Annotated in this window: 18 protein-coding genes; 7 read left to right on the top strand and 11 right to left on the bottom strand. The window is 33.6% G+C overall.

Annotated elements, in window-relative coordinates:
* The first annotated feature begins 98 nt into the window (after window positions 1–98).
* A complete protein-coding gene (locus HMPREF2930_RS09000; protein WP_002449443.1) occupies window positions 99–872 on the top strand; it encodes an acetoin reductase in 774 nt (257 codons plus the stop codon).
* 85 nt (window positions 873–957) lie between these two features.
* Here HMPREF2930_RS09000 and HMPREF2930_RS08995 read toward each other — a convergent pair whose 3' ends face one another.
* The 3 genes from HMPREF2930_RS08995 to HMPREF2930_RS08985 form a co-directional block, all read right to left on the bottom strand.
* Window positions 958–1935, bottom strand: coding sequence for a choloylglycine hydrolase family protein (locus tag HMPREF2930_RS08995; protein ID WP_017175524.1), 978 nt, complete (start codon window positions 1933–1935; stop codon window positions 958–960).
* A gap of 19 nt (window positions 1936–1954) precedes the next feature.
* A complete protein-coding gene (locus tag HMPREF2930_RS08990; protein WP_017175523.1) occupies window positions 1955–3145 on the bottom strand; it encodes an MFS transporter in 1191 nt (396 codons plus the stop codon).
* Between the two features lie 102 nt (window positions 3146–3247).
* A complete protein-coding gene (locus HMPREF2930_RS08985; RefSeq protein WP_017175522.1) occupies window positions 3248–4210 on the bottom strand; it encodes an oxygen-dependent tRNA uridine(34) hydroxylase TrhO in 963 nt (320 codons plus the stop codon).
* Window positions 4211–4469: 259 nt separating this feature from the next.
* Between HMPREF2930_RS08985 and HMPREF2930_RS08980 the strand changes: the two genes are divergently transcribed.
* Entirely contained in the window at window positions 4470–5450 is a 981-nt protein-coding gene (locus HMPREF2930_RS08980; RefSeq protein ID WP_017175521.1) for an SMP-30/gluconolactonase/LRE family protein, read from the top strand.
* A 178-nt stretch (window positions 5451–5628) separates the two neighbouring features.
* Window positions 5629–7275, top strand: a complete 1647-nt coding sequence (locus HMPREF2930_RS08975) for a phospho-sugar mutase (RefSeq protein WP_017175520.1) — start codon at window positions 5629–5631, stop codon at window positions 7273–7275.
* Window positions 7276–7348: 73 nt separating this feature from the next.
* Here HMPREF2930_RS08975 and HMPREF2930_RS08970 read toward each other — a convergent pair whose 3' ends face one another.
* From HMPREF2930_RS08970 to HMPREF2930_RS08940, 7 genes are read right to left on the bottom strand one after another with little or no spacing between them, the layout of a single operon-like run.
* Window positions 7349–8203 carry an urease accessory protein UreD gene (locus tag HMPREF2930_RS08970; protein ID WP_017175519.1) on the bottom strand — a complete coding sequence of 285 codons (855 nt, stop codon included), beginning with the start codon at window positions 8201–8203 and terminating at the stop codon, window positions 7349–7351.
* A complete protein-coding gene (gene ureG, locus HMPREF2930_RS08965) occupies window positions 8203–8817 on the bottom strand; it encodes an urease accessory protein UreG (RefSeq protein WP_017175518.1) in 615 nt (204 codons plus the stop codon). Before ureG ends, HMPREF2930_RS08970 begins: the two co-directional genes overlap by 1 nt.
* A 12-nt stretch (window positions 8818–8829) precedes the next feature.
* Window positions 8830–9519, bottom strand: coding sequence for an urease accessory protein UreF (locus HMPREF2930_RS08960; RefSeq protein WP_017175517.1), 690 nt, complete (start codon window positions 9517–9519; stop codon window positions 8830–8832).
* The gene (gene ureE / locus HMPREF2930_RS08955; protein ID WP_002449547.1) at window positions 9512–9964 is read right to left on the bottom strand and encodes an urease accessory protein UreE; all 453 of its coding nucleotides are present in this window, start codon (window positions 9962–9964) and stop codon (window positions 9512–9514) included. The genes HMPREF2930_RS08960 and ureE overlap by 8 nt, the downstream gene beginning before the upstream one ends.
* An 11-nt stretch (window positions 9965–9975) precedes the next feature.
* On the bottom strand, window positions 9976–11691 hold the full coding sequence (gene ureC / locus HMPREF2930_RS08950) for an urease subunit alpha (protein WP_017175516.1): 1716 nt from the start codon (window positions 11689–11691) through the stop codon (window positions 9976–9978).
* A complete protein-coding gene (locus tag HMPREF2930_RS08945; RefSeq protein ID WP_017175515.1) occupies window positions 11691–12098 on the bottom strand; it encodes an urease subunit beta in 408 nt (135 codons plus the stop codon). The genes ureC and HMPREF2930_RS08945 overlap by 1 nt, the downstream gene beginning before the upstream one ends.
* Window positions 12099–12111: 13 nt before the next feature.
* On the bottom strand, window positions 12112–12414 hold the full coding sequence (locus HMPREF2930_RS08940) for an urease subunit gamma (RefSeq protein ID WP_002449337.1): 303 nt from the start codon (window positions 12412–12414) through the stop codon (window positions 12112–12114).
* Window positions 12415–12614: 200 nt separating this feature from the next.
* On the opposite strand from HMPREF2930_RS08940, the gene yut reads away from it, so the two are divergent.
* The 4 genes from yut (at window position 12615) to pbp4 (ending at window position 17110) form a co-directional block, all read left to right on the top strand.
* On the top strand, window positions 12615–13517 hold the full coding sequence (yut, locus tag HMPREF2930_RS08935; protein WP_017175514.1) for an urea transporter: 903 nt from the start codon (window positions 12615–12617) through the stop codon (window positions 13515–13517).
* Window positions 13518–13635: 118 nt separating this feature from the next.
* Complete coding sequence (locus HMPREF2930_RS08930) at window positions 13636–14514, top strand: ribokinase (RefSeq protein WP_017175513.1); 879 nt, start codon at window positions 13636–13638, stop codon at window positions 14512–14514.
* Between the two features lie 139 nt (window positions 14515–14653).
* The gene (locus HMPREF2930_RS08925; RefSeq protein ID WP_017175512.1) at window positions 14654–15793 is read left to right on the top strand and encodes a polysaccharide deacetylase family protein; all 1140 of its coding nucleotides are present in this window, start codon (window positions 14654–14656) and stop codon (window positions 15791–15793) included.
* Window positions 15794–15958: 165 nt separating this feature from the next.
* Window positions 15959–17110 (top strand): penicillin-binding protein PBP4, encoded by a 1152-nt coding sequence (gene pbp4, locus HMPREF2930_RS08920; protein ID WP_017175511.1) that lies wholly within the window; start codon window positions 15959–15961, stop codon window positions 17108–17110.
* 94 nt (window positions 17111–17204) lie between these two features.
* Here pbp4 and HMPREF2930_RS08915 read toward each other — a convergent pair whose 3' ends face one another.
* Entirely contained in the window at window positions 17205–17789 is a 585-nt protein-coding gene (locus HMPREF2930_RS08915; RefSeq protein ID WP_017175510.1) for a TetR/AcrR family transcriptional regulator, read from the bottom strand.
* Window positions 17790–17899: the final 110 nt, after the last annotated feature.

The raw sequence follows: 17899 nt of genomic DNA, 5'->3' as shown, positions 1-17899 counted from the left end.
GGCAACGTAAAAGATATATGAACAGTTTGTGAATCATTTAAAATTAAGAATAAAATTAAACTAGAAGGGTAAAATAATTACGTAAAAGGAGTGGTATTATGACAAAAACAGCAGTCATTACAGGTTCAGCAGCAGGATTAGGAAAAGGAATTGCTCAACGTTTAGCCAATGATGGATTTAATATTGTGATTCAAGATATTAATCAAAAAGCTCTAGAAAAAACAGAACAAGAATTTAAAGAGAATGGATATAACGTGGTAGCATTTCATAGTGATGTTTCTAAGAAAAAAGAGCAAGAAGAATTGGTTCAATTTGCAGTGGCAGAATTTGGTCAAATTGATGTATTTGTAAATAATGCTGGTGTAGATGCGGTATCACCTATTTTAGATATTACAGAAGATGAATTGGATAAATTATTCCATATAAATGTATATGGCACGTTATTTGGAATTCAAGCGGCAGCAAAACAGTTTATTAAGCAAAATAGTAAAGGTAAAATCATTAACGCATGCAGTATTGCAGGACATGAATCTTATGAGGTATTAGGTACATACTGTGCTACTAAACATTCAGTACGTTCTCTCACTCAAACTGCAGCGAAAGAATTAGCTGAAAAAGGTATTACGGTGAATGCTTATTGTCCTGGAGTTGCTAAAACTGAAATGTGGGATCGTATTGATGCTGAAATGGTTAAACTAGACAGTAATCTAAAACCAGGTGAAGCATTTGAACAGTTCTCATCAGCAATTAAACTCGGACGTTATCAAGAACCACAAGATGTGGCTTCTTTAGTGTCATTCTTAGCATCATCAGATTCAGATTATATTACTGGACAAGCCATTTTAACTGATGGTGGACTAGTTTATAGATAAAATAAAGAATGATAAAAGTGAAAAAATAATAAGCCTCTCTTACACTTTGATGTAAGAGAGGTACTTTATTAGATTTAAAAATATGTTATCCGTTCACTTTTTCAGTATACAATCCTTTATTCTTTCTCGAAAAGACTACCAAATCGTCACGATTTATTAAGTCATCGGTGAGTTGTAATTCTGTAATGGTATTAGAGTCATAATATTTAATATAGAGTGTTTTTGTCGTTAAATTAAAGACAGTTTGATATAACGTATAATAAAATCCATTGTCAGAAGGGCGAACAGCGCCTTTTGGTACACTCACATGGTCTAAAATTCTAAATGCATCTAAGATAGGATGATCATCGCTATCTGGTAATAAGTGATGAACAAGATAAGCTGCGCGAACAAAACGTTCGCCAGATGTATACCCTCCAGGTAAACCGAATGTGCCATTCATATTCCCTAAGTTAAATTGTTTTGAAAATGTATTATCAATTTTATATGGTGTCACATGCATATAGTGTTTCAAATTTTCATAATGCCAATTTAAATCTGGGTTATTTGTGAGTACGCCAATTGGATTATCAATCACTACGATACGTCCTTCAACAAATGTCACTTCCACAGTTCTGCCTGTCGCATCAGATAAATGATAATGTAATGGAGGAACTTCGTTAATATCACTATATGAATAGGCTACAACGTTAACATGTTTCGCATTTTCAATAAGTTCTTCAATATTTCTGTTATAGCCGAGCGCCCACACAAGGACTTCTGTTTGCGAAATATTGATATAGCCGTCACGAATGTCTGTCGCATATGACGCATATCCACGATCGTATTGATTTGACATGGCAAGTCCATGTTCATTGACGCCATCTCCAAAAACAAAACCTTCCATATCAGAACCAGCACCTGCAAAGGCATATAACGTTTTCCCTTTATAGTCGACATGCGATTTAAAGGAGTATCCTCGAGGTTGAACTGCAGGAAAGCCATTCAAAGGGTAATCGTAATCCATCGTTCTTCCAAAAATAACATCTCCATTGCTGGCTCGAAATGTAATGCCTGTACACATATCGTCGTCTCCTCGTAAATTAATTTTTAATCGCTATTTTAAAATATAAACCTAAAATAAATGTTAACACATAAGCAACGCCACTAATTACATATGCCCACATCACTCCTTGATTATCTACAACAAGTGAAATACCTAAAGTACCAAGTGAGAAAAATACACTGCTTAATAAATTATTCAGTATATAGGTGGAGGTCAGGATTTCTTTTGGTACTTCACGTTGTACAACTGAGTTTAAAGAAATATAGCGTGAATCTTCGAAAATCCCCATTAATAATGAAATTAGTAAAGCAAGTAACACAGATTTATGTAGGATAAAGCTGACATTAATAAACGCTAATATGAGCGGAATGTAAATAATAACAGGGTAACTTATTTTTGTGAAAAATTGATCTTTACCATTTATCCATAATCCAGCAATAATCGTCCCACTAAAGAAGGCAGCATTGATGAGTCCAAACCAAAAATCATCGACATGTAAAAATGTTCTCGTATATGTAAGAATAATTGCAGCAACCCAAATGGATGTTGCGACAGATTCGAAAATTGTAGATAGATTTAGATATAAACTCAGTTTATTGAAATAGTTATGACGTAATACAGTTTTAAAGCTATTTAATATATTTTCTTTTTCATTATTATAAATATGCCGTTCTGAAAGTTGAATAATAAAGAAGTAGGATAGGATTTCTAGTACAAGCGCAAATAAAAATAAATATTTAGCGCCAATCAGGCTCATCAGAAATCCACCTAATGTCCATGTCGACAATTGAACAATGCTACTCATCATATTCATTAAAGCGTTTGCCGACGTTATGTATTCTTTCTTTTCAATAAAAGGAATCATCGCATTCTTAATTGGATTGGTAAAGCCATCAAATAGAGCATTTATAAATAGTAGAATAAAAATAAATATTGGAGATTCCTCGAATATAAGTAGACTTGCGATGATGGATAGACTCACAAGTTTAAGCCCTTGGAAAATCCACAATACTTGTTTTTGAGTAAAATACTGATAAATATAATTTGAAATAAAGCTACTAACAAAGAGTCCGGAAGTAAAAATAATTGGAATCATAGAAGCGGCAGTCGTTTTTGAGGTTATACTATATACTACCGAAATTAAGCCGACAACGATTAACACGTCTCCAGTATTTGCGAATAGCTGACTATAAAAAAGATGGAAGTAATCTTTACTGTGCTTCTTCATAACAATCACCTTATGTAAGTTTCAATTTAAGTTATTATAGCACAGTAAGTATGTAAAAGTACCCTTTAAAAGTAGGTTGATACTTATAAAGGGTACATATCATTATGCGTGAATATGTTCAGGAACATCTTTAAAGTTCTCTAAACGACGATTCCATTCCTCATCACTAATATGGTGTTTTGCAACGTAGCGATTACGTTTATGTTTAGCACAGTCATATGAACATGCGCCAAGATATTTTGCTTCATTTTCTTCGGATACTAAAATTTGTTTATTGCATTCTGGATTTGCACAGTTAATATAACGTTCGCATGGTGTGCCATCAAAGTGTTCTTTACCAATCACTGTTTTGTCTACATGGTTAACATCGACACTAATACGTTCATCGAAGACGTACATTTTGCCATCCCAGTACTCACCTTTTGTTTCTGGGTCTTTACCATACGTAGCAATACCGCCATGTAATTGTCCTACATTTTCAAAGCCTTCTTTTACAAGCCAGCCTGAGAATTTTTCACAACGGATACCACCCGTACAATAAGTCACAATGTTTTTACCGTCTAATTTTTCTTTATTTTCACGAATCCAATCTGGTAAATCTCTGAAGCGTGTAATATCTGGACGAATGGCACCGCGGAAATGACCTAAGTCAAATTCATAATCATTACGTGCGTCTAAAATAACAGTGTCATCATCTTCTAATGCAGCTTTAAACTCACTAGGTGAGTAATATTTACCAGTTGTCACACGTGGATCAACATCATCTTCTAATCCTAAAGCAACAATTTCTTTTCTAGGACGTACATGCATTTTTTTGAATGCATGGCCCTCAGTTTCATCAATTTTGAAAGTCATATCTTTAAAACGTTCATCTGCATGCATATGTTCAATATATTTATCTGTATCTTCTTTTGTACCAGATAATGTACCGTTGATACCTTCTGTAGATACTAAGATTCTACCTTTTAAGTTATGTTCTTTACAAAATGCTAAATGTTCAGTAGCAAATGTGTCAGGGTCATCAATTGTTGTATATTTGTAATACAATAACACTCTATAATCCATTTTCTGATTCTCCTCTAAAAGTTAATTTATCTGTATGTTAAACGTATCTAAATTGTTATTTATATAAAAATCGACATTATAATATTTTAACAAAATTATAACTTCTTTCAATATTTGCGCTCATAAATCAGTCAATTGACCTATACAAGGAGAATCATTTTACTTATTGAAATCGATTACATATAGTAAGCTTAAGTTTAGAATGTTTCAAGCGTATAATAAACTATGTAAATGAATGACATAAGGAGGCTTATTTAATATGTTGGATAATAAATTACCTAAATTAACGTATAGTGGTAAATCTAAAAGTGTAGTTCCTATTGTTTCTGAAAGTGAATTACAAACAGTTACAGCTGAACCATGGTTAGAAATTTCAGATGAAGGACTTCAACTTGAAGGACTTATTTTTGATAGAGAACATAACTTATTTTTATGTGAAGTATTTGGTGGAAAGATTTTCAAAGTTAATCTACCAAGCAAAGATATTTCTGTAGCGTTTCAATCAGAAAAACAAAATCCAGCTGCAGTAAAAATTCATAAAGATGGACGATTGTTTACATGTTACTTAGGTGACTTTGAATCTACAGGTGGTATTTTCGCAACAGATGAACATGGAGAACACTTTGAAGACATTATTTCAGACATCAATACAGATTATTGTATTGATGATATGGTATTTGATAGTAAAGGTGGTTTTTATTTCACCGACTTTAGAGGGTATTCAACGAATCCTAAAGGTGGCGTCTACTACGTTTCTCCTGATTTTAAAACGGTGACACCCGTGATACAAAATATTTCTGTTGCTAATGGTATCGCACTTAGTACTGATGAAAAAGTACTGTGGATAACTGAAACAACGACGAATCGCCTTCACCGTATTCAATTAGAAGATGATGGTGTGACTATTGCACCGTTTGGAGCAACCATACCGTATTATTTTACTGGTCATGAAGGACCTGATTCTGTTTGTATTGATAGTGATGACAACTTATATGTTGCAATGTATGGACAAGGCCGAGTTCTTGTCTTTAATAAAAGAGGGTATCCTATTGGTCAAATCTTGATGCCAGGTCGTGATGAAGGGAAAATGTTGCGTTCTACGCATCCGCAATTTATTCCAGGTACAAATCAATTGTTAATATGTACCAATGATATTGAGAATAATTCAGAAGGTGGATCAATGATTTATACAGTAGAAGGTTTCGCTAAAGGACATGAAAGCTATCAATTTCAATCGTAAATAGCTATAAATTACAATTAAAAACATCCTTACTTATCGTAGTGAGGGTGTTTTTGAATTGTATTATTGTAGATAGGATTTTAATTAAAAAAAGATAAGTATCATGTGAAACATAAATAGATATCGATTATACTAAAGAAAAGAATAGGACATACATCATGTATGAGAGGAGTATTGGATGAAAGACAATTGGATAACACATAAAGCAGATAGTCTCGTAGGAACATTCTATGACCAACAATCATATCAATTTCAACAAGAAGGGTTTGAAACGACACTTTCCTTTGGAACAGCAGGTATTCGTGGTCAATTTGGTTTAGGACCAGGACGTTTAAATCGATATACCATTCAACGTCTAGCTTTAGGAATTGCATATTATTTACAAGATAATATGACACAACCTTCCATTGTCATTCATTATGACATTCGTCATTTATCAGCTGAATTTGCAGACATTATCGCACATATTTTAGCAACACATCATATAAAAGTGTATTTATCAGATACATATCAAACAACGCCTCAATTATCCTATGCAGTGAGGTTTCTTCAAACATCTGCAGGCATTATGATTACAGCCAGTCACAATCCTAAAGACTATAATGGCATTAAAGTGTATGGTGCTGATGGAGCACAGCTCGATGATATCGCCTCACTTGAAGTGGCTAATTATATTGAGCAATTAGATGATCCACTTCATTTAGAAATTGAATTAAATGAGGCGTTAATTAAAGAAAATATTTTACCCTTACCAGAAGAGATTAATAAATACTACTTTTCGGAAATTAGCCAATTGATTGGTGACATACCCCCATCAAACTTAAATGTGGTGTATACGAGTTTGCATGGTACAGGAACACCTATTATTCCGAAGGTGCTAAGCCACCTTCACTTTAATAACATTGAACTTGTTGACGCACAATGTAAAATTGATCCTGATTTTAGTTCTGTAAAAAGCGCCAATCCAGAAGAACATGAAGCGTTTGATTTAGCTATCAAACAAGCCCAATACTCTAAAGCTGATTTAATCATTGCGACAGATCCTGATGTGGATCGAATGGGATTCGTTGAACGAGATCATGATGGTCATATTCACTATTTTAATGGTAGTGAGATTGGTGCGTTAATGATTAAATATTTAGTTGATCATACGACGCTTCCTAAATATCCAGTCATGATTCAATCCATTGTAAGTGGTGAACTAGGAAAACGTTTCGCAAAGCAACATGGAGTCACTGTGAAGGAAGTCTTAATTGGTTTTAAATTTATTGCCAAGGCCATTCGCGAATTAAATAACGATGAAGCGTTTATCTTTGCTTACGAGGAAAGTTATGGTTATCTTGCGGGAGATTTTGTGAGAGATAAAGATGCCATTCAAATTGTGCCACTTGTGATCAAATATGCGTCAATTTTAAAAAATGAAGGTAAAACCTTACGCGATGCATTAACTGACATTTACGAAGAAATAGGATATTATTGTGACCAACCTATATCTAAAGTATTTGAAGGGCAAAAAGGTCAACAAGAGATTGCAACGTTAATGGAACATCTTCGTCAACACATTCCAGATACGTTGGGCGGATTAAAAGTGATAGCAGTTGAAGACTATCAAAGTCAAAAGAGAATCAATAAACGGGATGATAAAATTGAAACGATATCTCTGCCAAAGTCAAATGTGATTCGGTTGATCTTTGATGAGGGATTTGTTGCATTACGTCCTTCAGGAACAGAGCCTAAACTCAAATTCTATCTTTCACTTAATGTTGACGATTTCGAACAAGTTTCGCATGATATCTATCAATATATATTTAATGATAATAAATAAAATAGAAAAATAAGTATAAAAAAATAACACCTTATATCGAGTCTTTATACTCATGATATAAGGTGTATTTTAATTAATATTTTCTTAAAAAGTCGAGTTGACGATGATACAATTTATCAGCAATATAAGCTTGGACGCGTGTAAGCACTTCTTCAATTTCTTGTGTCAGATTAGATAATACACGTACTGTAAAACCATGTGTAGGTAATTGCGTAATACCAATACGGCAATCGTATTGCTTTGTATAATCTTTAATTTCATCATACACATCTTCAATGAATTTTTGCGTTATATTAGGGTGTATACAATAAGCCGAACCAAGATGTGTATAGTTTTCCATATAGCCAATCGAACTCATTTTTGTTTCACTTGGGTGCATGCGTAAATTATCGTAGGTGATAAGCACATCATCTACATAAATTTCATTAATTAAATGCATGTAGTCGTAAGTGAATGGTGTGTCTTTTTCAGAATAGCCTGGGGTTAAAATATCGGTATAGAACATTGATGCACTTTTATCTAAATTAAAGACGTTATGTTGGAAAAACTTTGCTCTTTCATAAGCAATAATAGGATCTCCTACATATTCCATATAACCATCTTTTGCTATATTGAATGTTTGGTATTGTTTCACGCAATCGTTTAACGTCTTATATATTTTAGTTGCACCTTGAGAGGTCAAAGTGACTTTAGCATCTTCTTCAACATTAATATCCATACGATAACGATCGCCATCTAAATAACCACCGCCAACATTTACGATATAAAATGTTGGAATCGTAGAAAAATTTAAATAAATTGGACGAATAACCTTTAACGCTTTTTCGAAAAAGATATTACGGGCAACAGAACGCTCACCATTATTAAAAACAGTGAGATTCAATTGTCCAGTCCAAGAAGGTTTTGAATCGAATTGATGTTGTACCATTAAGCTAATCCTTTAAGTAATGCATCGCGTTCAATCCATTCAATGACATTATCTAAACCCTCGTCGGTTTTTAAATTTGTAAATGTGAAGGGACGATTGCCACGAAATGTTTTAGTATCTTCTGCCATTTGGTCAAGTGATGCACCAACAAATTCTGCTAAATCTGTTTTATTAATGATAAAGTAATCAGATTTAATCATACCTTGTCCACCTTTACGTGGAATTTTTTCACCTTGAGCTACATCGATGATATAAATAGAGAAATCTACTAATTCAGGACTGAAAGTAGCAGCTAAGTTATCGCCACCTGATTCGATGAAAATAAGTTCAATATCCTCATGACGATCTAATAATTCATCGATTGCAGCAAAGTTCATTGATGCATCTTCACGAATTGCTGTATGTGGACAGCCACCCGTTTCCACACCGATAATTCTATCTTCTGGTAAAACACCAGTATTCACTAAGATTTTTTGGTCTTCTTTTGTGTAAATATCGTTTGTAATCACGCCAATACTCATATCTTTTGATAGACGACGTACAAGTTTTTCAATTAATTGTGTTTTACCTGCACCTACAGGACCGCCTACACCAATTTTAATTGGATTTGCCATGTATATTACCTCCTATGAAATAAAGATTCTCACGTTTACGTTTTCATGCTCCATTTGATTCAGTTCTAAGCCAGGAGCTGTTAAACCGAAATCTTCTTCGCTTAATGTGAGAATGTGTTGTCGTGTCCGTTCGATATGTGGAATCATCTCCGTCACAACTTGTTGTCCTATTGTTTGACCTAAGGGAATTGCACGTACTGCATTTTGCGTTAAACTGGAAACATTCTGATATAGATAGTAATCAATAATCGTTTCAATATCGACGCCTAAATAATGTCCTAGCATTGTAAAACAAATAGCTGGATGCAGTTTTGCACGTTTATCTTTCATTTGTTGATGATACCAATTAATCCATGGACTATCATAAAGTTCTATAGCAAGTTTTACCATACGTGTACCCATTTGTTTAGTACCTACACGTGTTTCTCTTGGTAAACTTTGGACATAAATTAATTGATCAAGGTGTAATACTTTTTCTGTATCACCATTATTTAAAGCGTTATAAACTAAACGCATTGCAAGGCCATCTGAATAGGTTAACTGCTCATTTAGAAAGAGTTCTAACCATTCTCTAAATGATGTAGCATCATGAACTGTCTGACGTTGAATATACGTTTCTAGTCCAAATGAATGACTAAATGCGCCAGTAGGGAATTGTGAATCACAGAACTGAAATAGTCGTAAATGTGAATGATTAATCATGTGAGTGACCTATATGTCTGAAGGCTTTATTCACTTTTCGATCTTCATGGCTATAGGGAATACCTAGCGTTTTTAATAAATCTTCTACTAGGTAGTCATATTGTACAAGCATTTCAGTTTCTGTGAATTGCGCAGGTAAATGACGATTACCTAATTGATGCGCAATATCTCCCATTTCTTGTATGTTACGCGGCTTAATGACAAGTAAATCTTCCGAGTTTACATCTACTACAATCATATTGTTGTCATCTTGATATAAAATATCGCCATATTGTAAATCGATAGGTTGTTTTAAACGAATACCGATTTCATTACCGTGATCTGTTGTGACACGTTGAATACGTTTAACCAGATCAGAGTTTTCAAGATATACTTTTTCTACATGCTTTTGTTTTTCCTCTGCAGAAAGGTTAGCGATATTGCCTTGAATGTCTTCTACTATCATCTGAGTACCTCCTAGAATAAGAAGTATCTTTGTGCTAATGGTAATTCAGTTGCTGGTTCACTTGTGATTTTTTCACCATCTACAAATACTTCATATGTTTGTGGATCAACATCTAATTTAGGTGTTGCATCGTTATTTTTCATATCTTTTTTAGTAAGATTACGGATACCATGGACTGGTCGAACCATACGTTCTAAGTTTAGTTGGTTATAAATACCATTTTCGTATGCTGTTTTAGAAACGAATGTAATCGCAGTGTGTTGTTTATTTGCACCATATTGACCATACATTTTACGATATTTCATAGGCTCTGATGTTGGAATAGAAGCATTTGCATCACCATTCACAGCTGAGTTAATCAATCCACCTTTAACAACAAGTTCAGGTTTTATACCGAAGAAAGCTGGATTCCATAGAACTAAGTCAGCTAATTTACCTTTTTCGATTGATCCAACATAGTCAGAAATACCATGTGTAATCGCAGGGTTAATTGTATATTTTGCGATATAACGTTTAATACGATTGTTATCGTTATAGTCAGTATCACCTTCTAGAGCACCACGTTGTTCTTTCATACGATGAGCTACTTGCCATGTACGTGTAATGACTTCACCCACACGTCCCATAGCTTGAGAGTCAGAACTTACCATGCTAAATACACCCATATCTTGTAATACGTCTTCAGCTGCAATCGTTTCTTTACGAATACGTGAGTCTGCGAAAGCAATATCTTCAGGGATAGATGCATTTAAATGGTGTGTAATCATAACCATATCTAAATGTTCATCTACAGTATTATGTGTGTAAGGTAATGTTGGGTTTGTAGATGAAGGTAAAATATTCGGATACGATGCAGATTTAATTAAATCTGGCGCATGTCCACCGCCAGCACCTTCTGTATGGTACATGTGTAAAACACGGTCTTTTACAGCGGCCATTGTATCTTCCATGAACCCTGCTTCATTTAATGTATCAGCATGTAGAGCAATTTGTACATCAAATTCATCTGCTACATCCAATGCATGACTTAACGCTGAAGGAGTTGCACCCCAGTCTTCATGTACTTTTAAACCGATCACACCAGCATGAATTTGTTCAATTAATGCAGTGTGGTTTACAGCTTGTCCTTTACCAGTGAAACCAACATTAATTGGTAAATCTTCAGCAGCTTCTAGCATACGATGGATATGCCAAGGTCCAGGTGTAACGGTTGTAGCTTTTGCACCTTCTGATGCACCCGTACCACCACCGATATGTGTTGTCACACCACTTTCAAGCGCAACTTCTGCTTGTTCGGGGTTAATAAAGTGAACATGTGTATCGATACCACCAGCTGTTACGATTTTACCTTCAGCAGAGATAATATCAGTTGTTGAACCAATAATAATATCTACGTTATCCATGATATCAGGGTTACCTGCTTTACCAATGGCAAAGATATAACCATTTTTAACACCGATATCTGCTTTAACAATTTTGTCATAATCTATAATTAATGCATTTGTTAATACTAAGTCAGCCACTTTGCGGTCATCACGTGTAACGTTAGGGTTTTGAGCCATGCCATCACGAATAGATTTACCGCCACCAAACGTTGCTTCTTCACCGTAATTTGCATAATCTTTTTCAACAGTTGCAAATAAGTTAGTGTCACCTAGTCGTACTGCATCGCCAACAGTTGGACCATATAAACTTGTATACTGAGATTGAGTCATTTTAAAGCTCATTACTGTTTACCTCCCATTTTGTTCACATTTTTTTCGCCATTATCACCTTTTGGCGCAGCATATTCATCATTTTCACCAGTTGGACGATAAACGCGATCTTCGTCAATTTCACCGTTAACTAAACCTCTGAAACCATAAATTTTACGGTTACCAGCATATTCAACGAGTTGAACTTTTTTCTCATCACCAGGTTCAAAACGAACAGCAGCACCAGCAGGAATATCTAAGTGTTTCCCATATGCTTTTTCTCGATCAAATTTTAAACCTTCATTGGCTTCAAAGAAATGGAAATGTGAACCAACTTGAATTGGACGGTCTCCAGTATTTTTAACATTGATCACTGTTTCAAAATGACCTTGATTAATTTCAACTTCTGTATTTTTTATTTTAATTTCACCAGGTTTCATTTAAAAATCCTCCTTACACGATTGGATGATGAATAGTGATTAATTTAGTTCCATCTGGGAATGTTGCTTCAATTTCAATATCAGTCAACATGCTATCAACGCCTTCCATGACATCATCTTTATTTAAAATTTGTTTACCGTAACTCATTAAATCAGCTACAGTTTTACCATCACGTGCACCTTCTAGTAATTCATCACTAATAAGTGCTAATGCTTCTGGATAATTTAATTTTAAGCCACGTGCTTTACGTCGACGCGCTACTTCAGCAGCTACCACGATCATTAATTTATCTTGTTCCCGTTGAGTAAAATGCACTGTTATACCTTCTTTCTTTTAAAAATAAGTACTGCAACATTAATCATAAAACTGTAGAATATTTTTAACAAGTAATTTATCTTTTAAATTTATTTAAAATCACTTTTTAAATTAAATTTGTATATATTTTTAATGTTACAAAAGTGTTTAAAAGGTATAATAATTAGAAAGGAAATGAATAAAATAATAAAGGTGAGTTTATGAAATATGTAGAGATTTTCTTAAAAAATATTGCTCAAGTCGTATTTATGAATAATAAATGGTCAGGGCTGTGTATTCTTATAGGATTATTTATTGCAAATTGGAAAGTTGGATTAGGGGCAGCAGTGGGAAGTCTCATTGCACTTGTTCTAGCGCCGTACTTTAATTATAGTGAGGATGAAATCCATGATGGATTAGCTGGATACAATTCAGTATTAACAGCAATCGGGTTAGCATTATTCTTAGAAGTATCTTTAATGAACTGGATTGTACTTATTGTGGCGACCACTCTTACTTTACCAGTTGGAGCTGCAATCCGAGAAATTTTAAAACCATATGGTCTACCCATGTTAACTTTTCCATTTGTCTTTATGACTTGGTTAATTTTAGCAATGGGCATGCAATTTTCAAAAATGCATATCACAATAGATATTTTGCCTACTAAAATTAAACATCCAGACATCAGTCATTCACATGTGAATTTTATTAGCGGTATGATTACAAACTTTAGTGAAATTTTCTTAGTGACATCAATGATGGGTAGTCTGTTAATTATTATTGGCATTTTTATTGGTTCAGTAAAAGGCGGTATCTATGCGATAGTATCAAGTATTTTAGCAGTGATATGTATCACATTACTAGGTGGAGACTATCCCACTATTACTGATGGATTGTACGGCTATAACTCAATATTAACGGGTATTGCGTTGGGTGCGACGTTTAAAACAAAATTCAATTCGATTCTTGCAGTGATTACTGGTTTATTATTAACAGTAGTGATGCATGGTGCATTAGCTACAACATTAGCCCCAATTGGTCTTCCTATTTTCACCGCTCCATTTATTTTTGCAACGTGGCTTGTGATGTTTGCAGGTAAAGAGCAGCATGAAGTTAAAAGTTAGAACATATTAATGAGAGTGAGACCGCATTTCTTTTTAAATGTGTTGTCTCACTCTTTTTTTTATTATTTATGCTAATTTAGATATGATATGGATGAGAAAGAAAAAGGAGAGGGTTAATATGAAACGTATATATGTTGTGGGAAGTATGTCGATGGATTTGGTTGTGTCGACTGACCAAGTGCCAAGTAAAGGTGAAACAGTATTAGGAAATACATTTTTCACTACACCAGGCGGTAAAGGCGCGAATCAAGCAGTGGCAGCAGCAAGATTAGGTGACCATGTTCACATGGTAGGGTGTATTGGCGATGATATGTTAGGTAAACAAATTCTTGAAAATCTAAAGCATAATCATGTAAATGTTGAATATGTAAAAAAAGTAAAAGGACCTTCAGGTACCGCACACATTACCCTAGCTGATAATGATAATAGTATTATTGTTGTACCTTCAGCAAATCATAAAGTCACAGTCTCTTTGGTAGACTCAGCTTTATCAAAAGCAAATAAAGGAGATATTGTGTTACTTCAACAAGAGATTCCAGCTGATGTTGTTGCTCACACTGTTCATTATTGCTATGAACATGAACTTACTTCTATTTTAAATCCAGCTCCATATAGAGACATTTCAGATGATATATTGGAACAAGTAACATATTTAACACCAAATGAAACTGAAAGTGAAAATATGTTTGAAGGAGACATTGATCAAGCGTTAGAACGTTATCCTGATAAATTGATTGTGACACAAGGTGCATTAGGTGCTGTATTTTACGATGGTTTAGAACAAATTGAAATTCAAGGAATTGAACGAGAAGTAAAAGATACCACAGGCGCTGGGGATACATTTAATGGTGCGCTTGCAGTCGGATTACAAAAAGACTATTCACTTGCTAAAGCTATTGCATTTGCTAATGTCGCCGCTAGTCATTCAGTTACAGCACTTGGCGCACAAGGTGGTATGCCCACAATAAATGATATAGCTCAAGATTTAGATATGTAGGTTTTGTATATAAACGTGTTAAGTCTATTTTAAAATAAGCGTATTCAAAAGTTGAAACACATCTGTTATAAATAATATAAAATTATTATATAATGTTGGAAGGTATTATAATATTTATATAACTTAAAGGAGTAACTATATGACTAAGACATATTTACTTAGCACGCTTATTGTTTTAATATCTATAGTTTTATGTGCATGTCAATTTTCAACATTGTCATCATCAAAGAAAGACACTAAAAAGGATAAAGAAAATATCGCAAATATATATGCGAAAAAAAGTACTCAGAATAAAAAAGATTGGCAAGTGTATCAAGGTGATATTGCACATGTATTTTATCATCCAGTGATTACTGAACCTAAAGTAGCTTTTACACAAGAGAAGAATCAAGCTAAGGGTAATTTTGATTGGATGATTACAGCTGATGAGTTTAAGCGTTCATTAAATGAACTCTATAAACACCATTACATATTAATAGATCCACATGAGGCTTATGATTTAAAAGGGAAGACAGTTACTAGAAAAGAATTAAAATTACCTAAGGGTAAGAAACCATTAATTTTATCCATTGATGATATGAATTATTATGAGTACATGAGAGGTCATGGATATGCAGATCGTTTAGTGCTAGATCAGAAACAACACGTCGTTTCTGAAACTAAAGATAAAAATGGTAAGGTAACGACAAGTGAAACAAATGATATTGTACCTATATTGAATCAATTCGTGAAAGACCATCCTGACTTTTCACTCCATGGTCAAAAAGGCGTCGTTGCACTAACAGGATATAATGGCGTGTTAGGTTATCGAACAAATGAGTTAAATAATAAAGATTACCCAAAACGTAAAAAAGAGGCTGAAAAAGTAGTCAAAGCAATGAAACGAGATGGTTGGACATTTGCAAGTCATTCATGGGGACATATCGATTTTGCAAATAGCTCATATCATCAAATTGTTCGTGACACGAAACGTTGGAAAAAAGAAGTAGAGCCAATTATAGGAAAAACAGATTTATTTATATATCCACATGGTGCTCAAGATAGAGGTTCTAAAGCATATCAATATCTGGTTCATGATGAAGGATTTAAATTTTTAGCAGGTGTAGGACCAAATAATTTTACAGATATCAGCAATGATAGTGTCTATCAAGATCGTGTTGCGATTGATGGATTAAATTTATATGATTTTAAATATAAATTAAAGCCATTTTTAGATCCGAGTAAGGTGTATAGTGAGAAAGATCGTCAATATTTTAAAGGAGATAAATCCTATCAATAGTATGGTATAAACAAAAGAGTTGGACAAACTTCGTAAGACCATTTGTTCAACTCTTCTTTATTTTATAATTAAAGAATATATATTAGATACTTAGTTGTAATTCGCCTGTAAAGTTGTTATAAAATATATTATACAATATTTTAAAAATAAAAAGTAGGTAATATAATGTTTTTGAAAGTAACACAAAGTATTGGAATACTTAGTTTATTTACATTATTAGGAACTTCAATCTCTCATGCAGCAGAAACACCTGTGGATATTACAAATAAAGAAGGTAATGTCGCAGTAAGTTCAAATTATGAACCTGATGGTGTAACGCTTACGACACAACAAGGCCAAATATTATATAATTTCCAAGGAAATAAAGAAGCGGACCCTGCTTCTTTGTCTAAAATGATGACCATCTATTTAACATTAGAAGCAGTTCATCAAGGAAAACTTAAGTTAGATGATAAAGTTAAAATCACGAGCGCATATGATCAATTATCTAAAAAGCCAAATTTAACGTCTGTCCCTTTAAATCAAGGTCAAATATATACTATTAAAGATTTATTAACACAGGCGGCCTTACCTTCAAGCAATTCAGCCGCGATGATTTTAGGAGAACAAGTGAGTGGCAATACGTCAACATTCACAGACAAAATGAATGCGCAAGCTAAAGCTTTTCATATGAAGCATACATATTTTGTGAACCCAGCAGGTGCTGCTAATGATTTACTTGGACAACAAGCACCAAAGAAATATAAACAGGATATTTATCCTAAAAGTACGGCAGAAGATATTGCGATATTATCTCATCACTTAATCGCCAAACATCCAAAATTTTTAAACATAACGCAACTTAGCCAAGATACTCAAAAAGGTTATACTTTTAATAATACTAATTTATCAATTAAACATGAGCCACTTTACTTAAAAGGTACAGACGGATTGAAAACGGGTACGAGTGATAAAGGATATAATATTGCTTTAACTAACCAACAGAATCACCTTCGACTCAATGAAGTGGTTATGAATGTGTCACCGTATATGGATAATAATGCCAAATACAATCGTAATCGAATAGGGAATGCGATTTTTAAACATTATCGCAAAGAATATGAATACAAAAAAGTGTTATCTAAAGGAGAACATAAGATTGACGGTAAGACATACAAAGTAGATAAAAATTTATATGATACCGTTCCTAAAGATAATAAAAAATGGGATATACGAATCAATAAATATGGGAAAGCTTATGTGCACTATAAACGTGATTTCTTACCAGAAACGACGTATCCACGAGTAAATGCTAAAAAAGTATGGAAATGGTTCTAAATAAAAGCGGGATACACTTTAACGTACTATTAAATGTGAGATTAATATCAAACAATTTAATAAGTCAGTACGATATTTGTTTCCCGCTCTTGTTTTATTTTAATAACTTTAAATGAACCTCTCTCGCTCCACAAATCATGGTAACGATATCTGAAGACACTTCATCAATGGATTGTTGACCATACTGAATCCAGTTTAGAATAACGCTTAAAATGCCTCCAGTTAGAAATTCTCCATAAATGAACTCATCTATGTAAAATTGTCCAATTTGTTTATCAAATTCAATTTGTCGTTTAACCACTGCATAAATTTGATTATATAAAATTTGATAAACTTCACTATAAATATTGATAGAAATGACACTTTTTACCATTGTTTTGTTATCACTAATGAAAAATAAAATATCTTTCATAAATTTATTGAAAAATTGTCTCGGATCTTTTGGATCAATTTCAGGCAAATGTAACGTTCGAAAATATTCAATTAATGTACCAACAATATGATTAAGTAAATCATACTTATCATTGAAATGACGGTAAAATGTAGAACGACGTACATTTGCTTTTTCGCATAAATCTTGAATGGTGATATTTTCAAAAGATTTCGTTTCAAGCAAATCTGAGAATGTAGTAATGAGTGCTTTTTTTGTTCGTTGTACACGTAAATCTTGATTATTCATGCTGTGCACCTCTCATTTAGGACATTTTATCAAAAATGTCACTTAAGTTACATTTTCACTTAACTGACTCACAATAATATTTTATAAAATGATTATAATATAAGCGAAGG

Source organism: Staphylococcus sp. HMSC068C09 (assembly GCF_001813735.1).
GTDB classification, from domain to species: Bacteria; Bacillota; Bacilli; order Staphylococcales; family Staphylococcaceae; genus Staphylococcus; species Staphylococcus hominis.
This window is presented reverse-complemented; position numbering and strand designations above follow the sequence as displayed.